A 12535-nucleotide genomic window follows, 5' to 3' on the forward strand; every position below is an offset into this window, starting at 1 on the left:
GCAAGACCATTCGCAAAAAACCCATCATCTACTGCGGTGCATTGACCTATTATGGAATGTAATATTAACCACTATTAAAACATACTATTTGAATTAGCTGATTTTTCCGGAATATCTTGTATCGTGTCCCAATGCTCCACGATTTTCCCCTCTTCTAATTTGAATAAATCAAAAATAGCTCTGCCCCGAGTGCCAGGTTCACGAATAGAATGTACATGAAGAATCACATAGTCACCATCAGCAAAAATTTTTTTAATTTCACTATGAGAATTAGGATAATATTCAATTAAATATTGAATAAATGCTTTTAAACCTTCTGGTCCATCGGCGGCAGCAGGATTATGTTGTTTATAGTTTGTCCCCAGGCACTTTGATGCTGCTTCAAAATTTTTTTGATTAATTGCTTTATTATAAAACTCAATAACTATTTGTTTATTCATTTCTTGTTGCTCATCAATAAATGCATAGCTATTGTTAATAATTGATAGAAACAAACTTATAGCAAAGATTTTTGATTTATTAATAATCATAAATACACCATTGATTTCATTTATTCCCAGGGCTTAGCTTGAGATAGCCATCAAAAAACTCGGGTAAGTCTTTTAATGCTTGTGCTCTTGCTGCTTCATTAAAACCAATATGATAATGCTCTCCTTTTTCATCGACCACTTCTTTTGAGGTAGGAAACTCAAAGTTATCAAATCCATGCAATGCGTTTGGATAAATTTGAATAGAAACATTTTGATTATTATCAGTACTTCGGTTAACTAAATGAATGCAATCCTGAGTTGTTGATCTATCGTCATTATCCCCAATAAATATTTTAGTGGTTGCTCGTAGTTTTGCTCCTTCTTCAAGCCGATGGCATACACCGTAAAAAGAAGCTGCTGCCTTAAAGGAAATTTGTTGGTAAGGCTTGGGATCTTGTTGAGATGACTCCATGATTTTCAGGACATCGAAACCTCCCATTGAGAATCCTAAAATACCTATTCGATCAGGATCTACATAAGGAAGTTGCCTAAGATATTCATAAGCTGGAACGACATCATCAAGTTGAGCTTGGGTGGCTTTTTCCCAGCCCACTGAACGACGATCTTCCCAACCTCTCGGTTTAAAGCTGTCAATCATATAGACCACATATCCATGCTCTTTTAATCGACTAGCCCAATCATAATTGACTTTTTCAATGCCCGTACTGGCATGCAGCAACATAATAGCAGGTGATCTGTTTGTTGCATCAGGAATATAAAGACTATGATGGGGATCATCTGGATTAAAAACATAATCAGCTTTCTTTGCCATAACTTCCGTGCAAGCTATGAATAAAACAAATAACATTAAGAGCATTTTCAGGTAGCAAAACATGATATTCATTCCTTAATTAAACAGTCAGTTTTAGGGTAAAAGGTTCACCTTCTTCTAGCTTTTTCATGTGTTCTTTTAAATTACAAATTTCATCAAAGCGAGCACCCTTATGAATACGATTGAGAGCAACAGCTTCCTTTTCCTTGATATCTTCTGCTTTATTAATGACATTGACAGCCTCTTCTTTACTCATGACAACAATACCGTCCTCATCAGCAAGTATCAGTTCACCTGGATTTACTTCAACTGAACCGCAATTTATTGGTTTTCTTATACTGCCAATTTTATTTTTATTTCCAGACTTAGCACATTGACCCTTTGCAAAAAAAGGAAGATTGATTGCTTTGATTTCAGAAACATCTCGGCAATTTCCATCAGTGATAATGGCACCAAATCCTTTAGTTTTTGCTACCTCTGCACACATTCCACCTGCTACAGCAAGCTTAGTACCACAGGAGGCAATGACCAGTAGAAAGGGAACTCTCTCATCAGCGCAACCAAGAGAGAGTACAAAATCAGGCAAGTCATCCAAAGCCTGCATGGTAGATAAAGAATCTTGAGCAGAATTAACCGTATAGGCTCTCCCTACAATTCTTGTTTGCGGGGAAGTGTTAAAAGAATGAATATCTGAATCCATGAGGCGTACGCTGGGTAAGGCATCGCAGATTAGCGGTGTTGTCAGTTGAGATAATCTTTCACATATTTCAGAATAACTACTCTCAATAGTGAGTTTCATAAAATAATCCTTAATTGGTAAGTTAAAGCAAATCCAATTTGTAATGCGATTTAGGGATAAAATAAATGAAAATCTCCTTCATTTAATAAAGTTGTTATTGGTTGATAATCCAGAGTATTTGCTGTTTGACAAGCATTTTGGAATTTCAATCCAATGACAGAAGCCATAGCTGACCATGAGGAAGGTTTAAAGTTGTATTGGTTAATGTAGCCTTTTTCGTAAAGATTTGTTGTCACAAAATAATCATATCCTCGTGCAAAATTATCCGGTTTCCAAACCATATCTTCGCCAGGCACTGAAGTGAGGATAGTTTGTTTTGCTTCTGCAATTTCTCTTTCAAGTTTGTAAGTATCAATACCATAGGTAGATAGCAGTACTTGAACTTGGTATTGCGCGAGTAATTCCTGCGTCAAACTTTTCAACTTCTCTGTATCAGATTCATTGTCTAGATAAACAATATCAGGGTCATAAACTTGATTGCCAATCAAAAGTCCCCCACCTTTTATAACAGTACTTTTCCAATATTCATAACCTCTTAGCATTTCACGGCCTTTGGAACCATCTTTTCCGGTCAATGGTAAAGCCACACCCATACGCAATTTTTTATGTGTTTTTGGAGAAAATTCAGGGATGAACGCCAAACCATTGGGACCGGCATGGGTTGGAATAGAACTAAGTTCAAAAGTATGCAAATCAATTTTAGATAGATGCTTATCAGTCGCATTGGACACATAAGCATATTGCCCATCTGGGCTTACCAGAACATTAATGGGATTGAGGCCAGTAACTAATCGTCTTATCACTTGACCTGAATCAACATCAATCACAGCAACCTGATGATCAAAAGGTGCAGGCGCTAATACATATTTTTGGTCTGGTGTAATATCGGAGTAAAGAATGGGACCCAGATTTAAATTGGTTAATTGTTTTTGAATTTCGAGGGTATCTGGATTAATAAAGACAACTTGATTAACAGCCGATACCATTAAGGAACGATTATCTGGAGTATATTTTAAACCCCGCACAGCGGATGGCAACGTTAGTCTTCCAGTAACAGCTCCTGAATCAGAATCCATTTTTATGACACCATCTTTACCGGCCATTAACCATAAAGTTTTTCCATCATTGGAAAAAAACAGGTTATGTGTATTGGAACTGACTTCAATTTTTTTGACTATAGTTTTGGTATCTACATCAAAAACGAGAATCTTGCCACCTTTTTCCACATTTACATAGAGTTGCTTCTCCAAAGGAGGACGTAACTTAACGCCATGGGGAGCGCTATCAATGTCCGAATAATCCTTATTATCCAGTGAATCAAAAGTAAATAGCCGGTATTTCTCCACCTGATTTGGCAGATCGATGACAGAGATTGATACACCTGGTACACCAGACCCACTATCGTAGTCTCTGATACCAAAATTGCTAACATAAGCCGTTTTTCCATCTTTTGTCACAGCAATTTCATGAGGAAGAAAGGCAATTTTCAAGCTACCCTGTCTAACACCTGTATCGGGATTGTAGAAACTAATACGGTCAGCATTTTCTTCAATAACAGCTAAAGTTGGGTTGGGATAAGAAGAATGAGCGAAACCATTGAAAATCCCTAGAGCAATGAATAGCATACAGCTTTTTTTGAACATAATTACATCCCTTTATAAATACAAAAACGTGGCCATGATATTAATAGAATGTGAACTTGTCAATATATATAGGTTCCTATATATTATTGCGGAGGGGGAATATTTATGACCTTTAATTTAAATGAACATACTGGTGTATTGATTAAAAAAGCAGCTCGTTTGTTTGAACGTGTTTCAAACCTTAACCTCGAAGAACTTGGTGTGACCTATAGTCAGACTATTTTTTTGGTTCGATTGTGGGAAAAAGACGGTCAAACTCAAATGGAGCTCACAAAAAGTGCGGGACTTAAACAACCTACTGTTGTTGATATTCTTAATAAGATGGAAAGAGACCAGCTCGTCACACGGGTTCGAAGTGAACAGGACAAGCGCCGTTATCATTTTTTTCTTACTGAAAAAGCCAAAAAAGCCTGCCGCGAATTAGAAAAGCAGGGAATATTGATGCAAAACCTGTCTACCAGCAATTTACCTAATGACGAAGTATGGAAGTTAAATGAAAATCTGCTTTATATTATAGAAAACCTGGAGCGCTTTATTGAGAAAATTCAGGCTTAGAATTGGCTGTTATTCTATTTTCAGTCGTATTGAATGTAGAGGCAAAATGGTCTATCACCAACTCTACATCACGATAAACCATAAATGAAGAATGGGGTGTAGGCACAGGATGATTGTAACTTGCTACAGGCCCTACACAAAATAGATTTTTATGTACTTTCCCACGTGCATCGATCACTTGATAATGATCCGTTAAATGGATGCCACCATAAAGATTAGCAGTGATTATGCCTGTTTGCACCAGTTTATCTAACAACATGGGTTTGACAATATTGGGGTCGGGTTTGTAGCGGTATCCAGTTGCATCAATCAGGGTTGTAGCATGCAAGACTTCGCCTGATGCAAATAATAATAGGAACCTGTGATTTACTTCATCATAGCTTACAGAAACCAAGCCTTGATGCTCAATGATTCTATTTTTTTCATAGAGATGTAGCATGATTCTGGCATTCACGGGTGTAATTCCAGTCAAATAAGCCATTAAAAGAGAATAGAAGTATTTTAGAAATTGCTCCTTGCCTTCAGCATTCAGGCTTTGCCACATATGAGTATAACAACCACTAAAATAAAAAGTTTTGATAAATGCTCGTAGCTCATCAATATTACCTGGTATGGGATTATTTTCCGCCAGATGATCAAATTTATTCATTTGATAACGTAATGCTTCAGTAGCGCCAGGGAGATGGGCAGAGTCAACCGGTTCTCTGGCATCTTTTTGATAAGCATTCCAAAATAATATTTTGGCTTCAGGAAATGTTAAACTGCCTGGAGTTCGTTTTTGTAAACTGCTTGATAATTTCTGTTGGGCGGTTGTGTCACAGTCATCCGTGTTGCCTTTAGTGGTTAATATTGAAGGGCTTCGCGTAACGCTGTGAACTCGGCCCATGTAATTTTTTTTCATTGTTAGCCAAAGTGCAGCATCAACGAATGCAGCCTGACCACCAAGGATATAAACGTCATCTGCTAAATCCCATGTATCCGGATTTTCAGCTGTATTTTCAAAACGGAGAAAACCAGGTTGATTCTCGACAGTATTAAAAAAATGATTGGTTAAATGCCCAGTTGTTAGAAAAAGCCCATCAGCGATATAAGTTTGATCTGCGCATGTTATCTGATAATTTCCTTCTTGTAGCTGACAAATATCTGAAACGGGTGCAAAAATTTCATTGACTGTTATACCTAATGATATTGCTAATGCTTTGTGCTTTTTATATTGGTTGTTTAAATAATGTCCCACCAAAGCACGCGGAACATATTGTTTGTCTGCTTGCGGATAATAGATTCGGAGTAAGTCTGGATTGGCTGCCATCCATTCTGTCAGGCTTTCAGTAGTAGAAACAAACTTGAACCCATCAGCAGGATTATTTAAAGTCCAGAATTCTGGGCTATCAATAGAATATGCAAAACCCGTGGCAAAATATTGTGGATATTGTTCAAATATCAAGACAGTAAAGTCATTCTCAATATTTTTAATTTTTTCAAAAAGACGAATTAAACGACAAAATACTGCATTTCCACAAAGGCCCATTCCTGTGACAGCAATTATTTTTGGCATTATAACGGAGCAATTATTGAATCAGTATCGGATAGTAGAGGAGTGTTTCAGTGCAGTCAAATTTTCATGTTACACGAAATCCCAATCCAACTTATGAAATAATCAATTGCGCTCTTGATTTGGAGTGGAATTACTACACCGTTTTTCAATAAGCCTTTATAAAAATGCTAAAAGCATACGTATCTGCTGGAGTAAGAATTAATAAAGATCATTTGGAAACCGCATTTTATGGCGTTCTTGTCAACTGACTCAACTAGCTAGTTTACAATATAGAACGAACTTTCAGTTCTGATATAGAACAGCAGGATATTGGTATCGAACAGATTCTTCAGGTTTTACCTACCATTTTTCAAGGCAAAGCAAACACTTCCGAATTAATTCAATTAATTGCAAAAAAATTGTGAGAAAAGCTGACTACACAGAGGTATAGAAAATCACCTGCTAAATTTAATCATGCCTAGCAAAACCATTTGCCAAAAAACCACCATCTACTGCGATGCATTGACCTGTAATATAAGAAGCTGCTGGCATACAAAGGAACGCAGCAAGAGTTGCTACTTCATAGGGTTGTCCCACTCGGCGCATCGGTGTACGGGAGGTGATGGCATTCAGTTTTTCTTGATTAGATAAAACAGGCCTGGTTAATTCTGTTTCAATATACCAAGGAGCTATAGTATTAATTCTGATGTTATCTCGCGCCCACTCTACCGCAAGATGCTTTCCTAATTGGATCATCGCTGCTTTACTCATTCCGTAAGGAGCTCCTGACGCATCATCAATTAATCCTGAAATAGATGCGATATTAACGATGTTTCCTTGATCTGATTTTTTTAATAAGGGATAAGCTAATTGGCACAATTTAAACGTTGACGTCAAATTAGTTTTCATTATCTCTTCAAATTCATGAGATAGATAATCTTGAGCAGGCTTTCTAATATTGATTCCAACATTATTAATGAGGATATCTAATACATCCCATTTTTGTGTAATTGTATTGATTACATGGGAATAGGATTCTTCCTGATTGAGATCCGCTACGATTCCATCCACAAGGTAACCATCTGAACTCCAATTCTTGATAACTTTCTCAAGATTATCTTTATTTTTAGATACAATAACTACCTCTGCACCTAATTGGAGAAATTCATCAACAATTGCCAGACCAATTCCTCGAGTACCCCCAGTAATAAGGGCTTTCTTACCTTCTAAATTCCAACGCGATTGTCCCATGGGTTATACCTTCTGAAATTGGCTTGTATACAATAAATCGTCCACAACTTCCATACCTATCTCAGGTAGTTTCTGCTTCTCATCAATACAATCTTGAATTTTTATGACGGCTTTTCTAATCTCATCAGGCAAAATTTCTGATGGCGTATTTTCTCCTGACCAAGAAGCATCACGAGTGGCTTTATCAGGCCAACGAGAATAGGCTAGCCACATGCCCTCATTGGTTTTATGTAGACAAGAACCTAACGCACCGCGATATTGTACAAAATAGGAGGCAACCTGGCGCCAAGCCTCTTGATACTCCATCTCAAGCCCAGGTCTAATAAAAGCCCGGTAAATGACAGCAAACATGTTTTAATACTCCGATAAGGCGGATTTCAATTTTACTGGATAAGATGAGAAAATCCAGGTTTATGCAATGTAGTGTAGGGACTAAATCTCATTAAAGTTTTCGGTAAATATTTTTAATCTATTAACCTTATCCAATTTTGATTACCATAGCATGCGAAATTAACTTAAGTTTCAAGGAAAGCTTCATAATGAACATCAATGGTGATAAAGCAGCATTAGTAACAGGAGCCAGTCATGGCATTGGTCTTGAACTGGCTAAAATTCTTTTAAGTGACGGGTGGGTTGTCTATGGAACTGGACGGGATGTGAGCAGTTTAGAGGATACAAAAGCACTGTTTCCCCGCTTTGTACCTATTCAATCAGATTTTACTCGCAATAGTGATATTGAACTGGTTGCAAGAGTTATTAAAGATTCTGGAATACCTCTTCATCTTTCAGTGCAAAATGCAGGAATGAAAAGCCCACCACGCCCGCTAACTCAATACGATTGTGACAGCATTGATGAAGTATTCCAGGTTAATTTGCTAGCTCCAATGAAATTGACTGCTCTTCTTGCATCACAAATGCCGGTTGCATCGCGAATTTTATTTGTTACATCAAGAGCTGCGACTTTGAAACTTAAAGAAAGTTCCACATACTGTGCAAGTAAAGCGGGTTTGGATGAGGTGACTGCTATTGCCAGAAAAGAGTTGGCAGAAAATAATATTGGCGTATCTTGTGTTATACCTGGTGAGGTTGATACACAAATTCAAAAAACTTTAAGAGAAACAACCTCGTTTTATTTACACAAAATGTTTGATGAGGCCTATCAGACCGGTCAATTAATTAGTCCGAAAACTTGCGCAGAATTTCTTAAATGGTTTCTTTGCGATCTCTCTTTTGACGAATTCAGGCAAAGCAATATGCCAGTTTCAATCTATGAAGAGTGGCATCACCCATTTTGGCTTAAAGATAAGAGTCAATTACCCCCATTTCCCTTCTAGGACCAGCTGGATTTATAGCCATGCCAACACACCAAGCAGATGAAGTAAAAACATGCATCTTAGATTAAAAAATGAGATATAGTATGAAAAAAGAAATAAATCTCAAAACATTAAAGCTTGATGATGAAACAGAAAGACAAATTGATCAGTGTCTCAATTTAGTAAAAGAAATTTTGGGACAAGACTTACTTGGTGTATATCTGTTTGGATCATCAATATTAGGTGGATTACAAAAATATAGCGACATTGATTTACTTGTAGTATCTGATCGATCTACAACACATGAAGAAAAGACTAAATTAGCTATCAAGTTGCTTCAGATTTCTGGTGTTTATATGAAAAGCACAAAATTACCAATTGAAATGACAATTGTAGAGAAAGCAGAAATTAATCCTTGGCATTATCCACCTAACTTCGATTTTCAATACGGTGATTGGTTTCGCAAACAATTTGAAAGTGGCATTATAGAACCGTGGCCAACTAAAGAAATGCCTGATCTCGCTATACTCATTACTCAAGTTTTATTAGCTAGCAAAACATTACTCGGTGCCGATCCAGATCAATTACTTTGCAAGGTTCCTTACAAGGATTTTATAATTGCTACAACAGATGCATTACAAAATCTAATGTCGGAACTGAATAGCGACACTCGTAACGTATTGTTAACATTTGCTCGTATCTGGAGTACTGTAGGGAGTGATACTATTCGCTCTAAACCAGCTGCAGCAAACTGGGCTATTGATCACTTACCTGAAAAATATCGTCCAGTTATGAAAAGGGCAAAAGCAATTTGTAAAGGAGAAGAAAAGGAAAATTGGGATGATATACGGGAATTTATAAAACCCTGTGCTGACTTTATAATAGGCCAGATTAATAATAAAGTTATTGAAATTAAATTATCGAATAATACTAATAAATCTATCAAGCTTGCTGAGCTTGATATTTAAAGAGCTATAAATTTATAACCTTAAATTTTTCACATGGCCGTGTCCGCTGGTCCTTCTAATCCAGTTATGAACTTTTACGATTAGTTCGAATAGTAAAGTTCGATGTTTTGAGTACAGGTGATTAATTAGTTCTGTTATTTTTTAGGGGCATAATTCTCTTATAGAGATTATACTTCCATTCTTTCTATAATTGTTTTCTAAAATAAATCCGATCGTGTCCTTCTAAATAGTTTTTAATAGTCCCCAAATGCTTATAACCTTGTTTTAAGTAAAAGCCTTCGGCCTGAAAAGAGAAAGTATCTAATGTTGATGCTGGAATTCCTCTTTTAATTGCTTCGGCTTCAACGCTTCGTAAAAGTTCAGCACCGATACCCAGACCACGGTGTTTTTCGTTAACCCAGAGAACATCAACGTATATTGAATTCGTATGAGCAAAAACAATAGCTCCGCCAATAATATTACTCTCATTGTCTTTTGCATAGATTGAATAACGCTCTGGCTTAGTCCCTGTAAAAGGAGCATTAAAATTTATTATTCCATCACGAATAATTTTATCTTGTTGTTCTAGAAGCTTAGTATCTACAACAAGTTCTAATTGGTAGCTCATTTACAATTATTCCTTAAATTATCAAATGCACACATCAAATATAGATCTAATAGCCCATGTCTATTGTGTTAAATTCAGTATCTCTCATCTTGGAAATCTGCTGAAACTGTTCCAGTGCTTCTTCAGGTGTTAAATTCTGGCTCCCAAAAACCTCTTCTGCTTTGAATATGTTTACACCTTTGGGAATTGAAAATTGGGAAGTAAAATACATCTGATCAAGACCAATTCCAAAAGCACAGTTTTTATAGCCCAAGACACGAAAGTAATTGATAGGCTGATGGTCTTCATTCTGTAAAGTATAATCTTTAAATTTTGGATTATAGAATCCATAGGTCATGTAATAATGAATACCTTGGTTTTCAAGATGTTGAATAATTTGCATCAAATTTTGATGCAGTTTTTCAGGTGAATAAAGCTCAGTATACATACCTGTTTTTTCGGAGGTAGAACGTTCATTCTCTGGATAAGGTGGGTTCAGCGCCACAAAATCACCCAGTTTTGCATCAGAAATCACTTCCATAAAGTCGCCACTTTTGAAGGTAACCTGGTTCGCATTAAGTAAATTAGAAACTCTGTCAATTTCACTCAAGAACTGTTCCAAAGACAAGTTCGCTTTCTCAAGAAATCTATCGGATTTTTTTCCTTCAAATAGCTCACCTTCACGGTAGATAATGTTCAGTTTCTTATCGTAAAAAAGGATCCCGCTCCATGAATGATTAATGATAAAAGGGAGTAGCGATACTTTTTCTTCATCGTCAGTTGCCCGGTTGTAATTCTCAATCACCTCAAGAAAAAAATCTTTTTTCGATAACGAGACATCATATTTTTCTATTAATGCAGCATAGGATTCTTTGATAAGATCGGGGTTGTCTTTAATTAATTGAAGTGTGTTAATCAGAATTTTATTGCTGTCATTGATGATATATTTTTCTGCAATGCCGACCTCCATTGCAGCCATGCTCCAAGAAGCAGAGCCTGCGAAAGGTTCAATTGCTTTCTTGTACTTTTGACCCTTATTATTCGCTAATAATACAGAAAAATGTTCATTCAACCAGCTATTATCAGGGGACATATGCCCAGTCAAATCCGGAAGAGTGAGGTACCTATTACCGAGGTAATGGAGCGGTCCTCCATGATTTTGAGTTAATTGGATAATTCTTGTTCTCATAATAACCACTATGCAGTAAATCTATCTATAAGGTTGCACATCTTAACATGAAACAAAAAATTTTTTATTTTTTTGAATAATTCTCTAATGAGTATTGACCCTCACGTTGCGTGACAGCTTAGAATCTTCAATTAAGGAGATGATGATGAAATATTATCAGATTAAAGAAATCAGCCAAATGACCTCCCTTTCAATTCGGTCATTGCAATATTATGATGAAGTGGGTTTGTTAAAACCAACAAAGCGTTCTGATTCGGGTTATCGTCTGTATTCTGAAGCTGATTTGCTCATTTTACAACAAATTATCACCTTAAAATTCCTTGGATTCTCTTTATCTAACATCAAAGAAATCATCAGGAATCCGAATTTTAATCTAGCCGCATCAATGAGCCTTCAAGCACGCGAATTGAGTGAAAAGGCTATTAAAATAAATGAAGCTGCTTCCTTGTTAACCTATATTGCCAGCCAATTGGAAATAAACCAGCCAATCAATTGGCAAAGTAGTGCAAAAATTATTGAAATATTGGAGTTAAATACTATGAGCGATGCTGTATTAAAAAAATATCAATCCGTTAATGAATCAGAGTTAGGTAAAAAATCGGACTATGATTCCACTTATAATCCCAATCGACTCTATCCTATCCCCAGAGCGGGCAAGCGGCAAGAAATTGGCATTGATCCAGCCAACCCTCCATTTGTGGGTTTTGACTGCTGGAATCATTATGAAGTCTCCTGGCTTAACGAAAAAGGAAAACCGATGGTTGGGATTGGTGAAATTTTTTATGATTGTAACTCACCAAAGCTCATCGAATCCAAATCATTAAAACTTTATTTTAATTCATTCAATAACACCAAGATAAAAAGTATTGATGAGTTAGAAAATACGATTAAAAAAGACTTAGAAGCACGTGTTGAAGCATTAGTTTTAGTTAAAATTTATCCTTTGGAACAAGCGAAACAATACGCAGTATCACAAATGCTGACAGGTGAGTGCATTGATCACCTCGATGTAGAGTGCTCTGTCTATTTGGTTGAGCCATCATTTCTTAACGTTCATGATGTGTTGGTGGAAGAACAGTTGTATTCTGATCTTTTAAAATCAAATTGCTTAGTCACCAATCAACCGGATTGGGGAAGCGTGCAAATTGCTTATAAAGGAAAAAAGATAGATAGAGAAGGCTTATTAAAATACCTTGTTTCCTATAGAAACCATAACGAATTTCATGAGCAATGCATAGAGCGGATTTTTGTGGATATTATGAATTATTGTAAACCTGAAGTATTAACTGTCTATGGGCGTTATACCCGACGAGGAGGATTGGATATTAACCCCTATCGTTCCACAAAAAACAGTGCTTTTGATAGAAAAAATATCCGATTAGTTCGGCAGTAAAT

The 12535-nt window shown here is 36.5% G+C and carries 13 protein-coding genes and 1 pseudogene; 5 read left to right on the forward strand and 9 right to left on the reverse strand.

The features are described from left to right. Window positions 1-74: 74 nt before the first annotated feature. Genes CC34_RS0115165 through CC34_RS0115180 form a run of 4 tightly spaced genes read right to left on the reverse strand, consistent with a single transcriptional unit; the run spans window position 75 to window position 3744 of the window. The gene (locus CC34_RS0115165; RefSeq protein ID WP_028379670.1) at window positions 75-530 is read right to left on the reverse strand and encodes a nuclear transport factor 2 family protein; all 456 of its coding nucleotides are present in this window, start codon (window positions 528-530) and stop codon (window positions 75-77) included. A gap of 16 nt (window positions 531-546) precedes the next feature. Then, on the reverse strand, window positions 547-1365 hold the full coding sequence (locus tag CC34_RS0115170; protein ID WP_028379671.1) for a dienelactone hydrolase family protein: 819 nt from the start codon (window positions 1363-1365) through the stop codon (window positions 547-549). A 16-nt stretch (window positions 1366-1381) separates the two neighbouring features. Next, complete coding sequence (locus CC34_RS1000000116775; protein WP_050598242.1) at window positions 1382-2101, reverse strand: RraA family protein; 720 nt, start codon at window positions 2099-2101, stop codon at window positions 1382-1384. A gap of 50 nt (window positions 2102-2151) precedes the next feature. Further along, complete coding sequence (locus CC34_RS0115180; RefSeq protein ID WP_028379672.1) at window positions 2152-3744, reverse strand: hypothetical protein; 1593 nt, start codon at window positions 3742-3744, stop codon at window positions 2152-2154. Between the two features lie 105 nt (window positions 3745-3849). Here CC34_RS0115180 and CC34_RS0115185 point away from each other — a divergent pair, with 105 nt between their 5' ends. Next, on the forward strand, window positions 3850-4299 hold the full coding sequence (locus tag CC34_RS0115185) for a MarR family winged helix-turn-helix transcriptional regulator (RefSeq protein WP_028379673.1): 450 nt from the start codon (window positions 3850-3852) through the stop codon (window positions 4297-4299). Here the strand turns inward: CC34_RS0115185 and CC34_RS0115190 are convergent. The 3 genes from CC34_RS0115190 to CC34_RS1000000117645 form a co-directional block, all read right to left on the reverse strand. Then, window positions 4277-5854, reverse strand: a complete 1578-nt coding sequence (locus CC34_RS0115190; protein WP_028379674.1) for an FAD/NAD(P)-binding protein — start codon at window positions 5852-5854, stop codon at window positions 4277-4279. The genes CC34_RS0115185 and CC34_RS0115190 overlap by 23 nt on opposite strands. Before the next feature lie 447 nt (window positions 5855-6301). After that, the gene (locus CC34_RS0115195) at window positions 6302-7084 is read right to left on the reverse strand and encodes an SDR family oxidoreductase (RefSeq protein WP_028379675.1); all 783 of its coding nucleotides are present in this window, start codon (window positions 7082-7084) and stop codon (window positions 6302-6304) included. Window positions 7085-7087: 3 nt separating this feature from the next. Continuing rightward, window positions 7088-7435, reverse strand: coding sequence for an antibiotic biosynthesis monooxygenase family protein (locus tag CC34_RS1000000117645; RefSeq protein WP_028379676.1), 348 nt, complete (start codon window positions 7433-7435; stop codon window positions 7088-7090). 188 nt (window positions 7436-7623) lie between these two features. On the opposite strand from CC34_RS1000000117645, the gene CC34_RS0115205 reads away from it, so the two are divergent. Both CC34_RS0115205 and CC34_RS0115210 read left to right on the forward strand, forming a co-directional pair. Beyond that, complete coding sequence (locus CC34_RS0115205) at window positions 7624-8418, forward strand: SDR family oxidoreductase (protein WP_165481876.1); 795 nt, start codon at window positions 7624-7626, stop codon at window positions 8416-8418. Between the two features lie 83 nt (window positions 8419-8501). Beyond that, entirely contained in the window at window positions 8502-9365 is an 864-nt protein-coding gene (locus CC34_RS0115210; protein ID WP_032833181.1) for an aminoglycoside adenylyltransferase domain-containing protein, read from the forward strand. 184 nt (window positions 9366-9549) lie between these two features. Here CC34_RS0115210 and CC34_RS0115215 read toward each other — a convergent pair whose 3' ends face one another. Both CC34_RS0115215 and CC34_RS01000000116675 read right to left on the reverse strand, forming a co-directional pair. Continuing rightward, window positions 9550-9972: a GNAT family N-acetyltransferase gene (locus CC34_RS0115215; RefSeq protein WP_028379679.1), complete on the reverse strand. Its 423-nt coding sequence runs from the start codon at window positions 9970-9972 to the stop codon at window positions 9550-9552. A 46-nt stretch (window positions 9973-10018) separates the two neighbouring features. Then, window positions 10019-11140, reverse strand: coding sequence for a DNA adenine methylase (locus CC34_RS01000000116675; RefSeq protein ID WP_231957895.1), 1122 nt, complete (start codon window positions 11138-11140; stop codon window positions 10019-10021). A gap of 178 nt (window positions 11141-11318) precedes the next feature. Here CC34_RS01000000116675 and CC34_RS1000000117775 point away from each other — a divergent pair. Both CC34_RS1000000117775 and queF read left to right on the forward strand, forming a co-directional pair. Beyond that, window positions 11319-11438 (forward strand): annotated as a pseudogene (locus tag CC34_RS1000000117775) (MerR family DNA-binding transcriptional regulator); the annotation flags it as partial. Between the two features lie 240 nt (window positions 11439-11678). Next, on the forward strand, window positions 11679-12533 hold the full coding sequence (queF, locus tag CC34_RS0115225) for an NADPH-dependent 7-cyano-7-deazaguanine reductase QueF (protein ID WP_028379680.1): 855 nt from the start codon (window positions 11679-11681) through the stop codon (window positions 12531-12533). Window positions 12534-12535: the final 2 nt, after the last annotated feature.

Origin of the sequence: Legionella pneumophila subsp. fraseri (genome assembly GCF_000586315.1) — a bacterium.
Lineage (GTDB): Bacteria > Pseudomonadota > Gammaproteobacteria > Legionellales > Legionellaceae > Legionella > Legionella pneumophila_B.

What these genes read in the sequence shown, in the direction of transcription:
- CC34_RS0115165 (WP_028379670.1), bottom strand. Translation starts at nt 530, where the DNA reads ATGATTATTAATAAATCAAAAATCTTTGCTATAAGTTTGTTTCTATCA.
- CC34_RS0115210 (WP_032833181.1), top strand. Translation starts at nt 8,502, where the DNA reads ATGAAAAAAGAAATAAATCTCAAAACATTAAAGCTTGATGATGAAACA.
- CC34_RS0115215 (WP_028379679.1), bottom strand. Translation starts at nt 9,972, where the DNA reads ATGAGCTACCAATTAGAACTTGTTGTAGATACTAAGCTTCTAGAACAA.
- CC34_RS0115170 (WP_028379671.1), bottom strand. Translation starts at nt 1,365, where the DNA reads ATGTTTTGCTACCTGAAAATGCTCTTAATGTTATTTGTTTTATTCATA.
- CC34_RS0115185 (WP_028379673.1), top strand. Translation starts at nt 3,850, where the DNA reads ATGACCTTTAATTTAAATGAACATACTGGTGTATTGATTAAAAAAGCA.
- queF (WP_028379680.1), top strand. Translation starts at nt 11,679, where the DNA reads ATGAGCGATGCTGTATTAAAAAAATATCAATCCGTTAATGAATCAGAG.
- CC34_RS1000000116775 (WP_050598242.1), bottom strand. Translation starts at nt 2,101, where the DNA reads ATGAAACTCACTATTGAGAGTAGTTATTCTGAAATATGTGAAAGATTA.
- CC34_RS0115205 (WP_165481876.1), top strand. Translation starts at nt 7,624, where the DNA reads ATGAACATCAATGGTGATAAAGCAGCATTAGTAACAGGAGCCAGTCAT.
- CC34_RS0115180 (WP_028379672.1), bottom strand. Translation starts at nt 3,744, where the DNA reads ATGTTCAAAAAAAGCTGTATGCTATTCATTGCTCTAGGGATTTTCAAT.
- CC34_RS0115190 (WP_028379674.1), bottom strand. Translation starts at nt 5,854, where the DNA reads ATGCCAAAAATAATTGCTGTCACAGGAATGGGCCTTTGTGGAAATGCA.
- CC34_RS01000000116675 (WP_231957895.1), bottom strand. Translation starts at nt 11,140, where the DNA reads ATGAGAACAAGAATTATCCAATTAACTCAAAATCATGGAGGACCGCTC.
- CC34_RS1000000117645 (WP_028379676.1), bottom strand. Translation starts at nt 7,435, where the DNA reads ATGTTTGCTGTCATTTACCGGGCTTTTATTAGACCTGGGCTTGAGATG.
- CC34_RS0115195 (WP_028379675.1), bottom strand. Translation starts at nt 7,084, where the DNA reads ATGGGACAATCGCGTTGGAATTTAGAAGGTAAGAAAGCCCTTATTACT.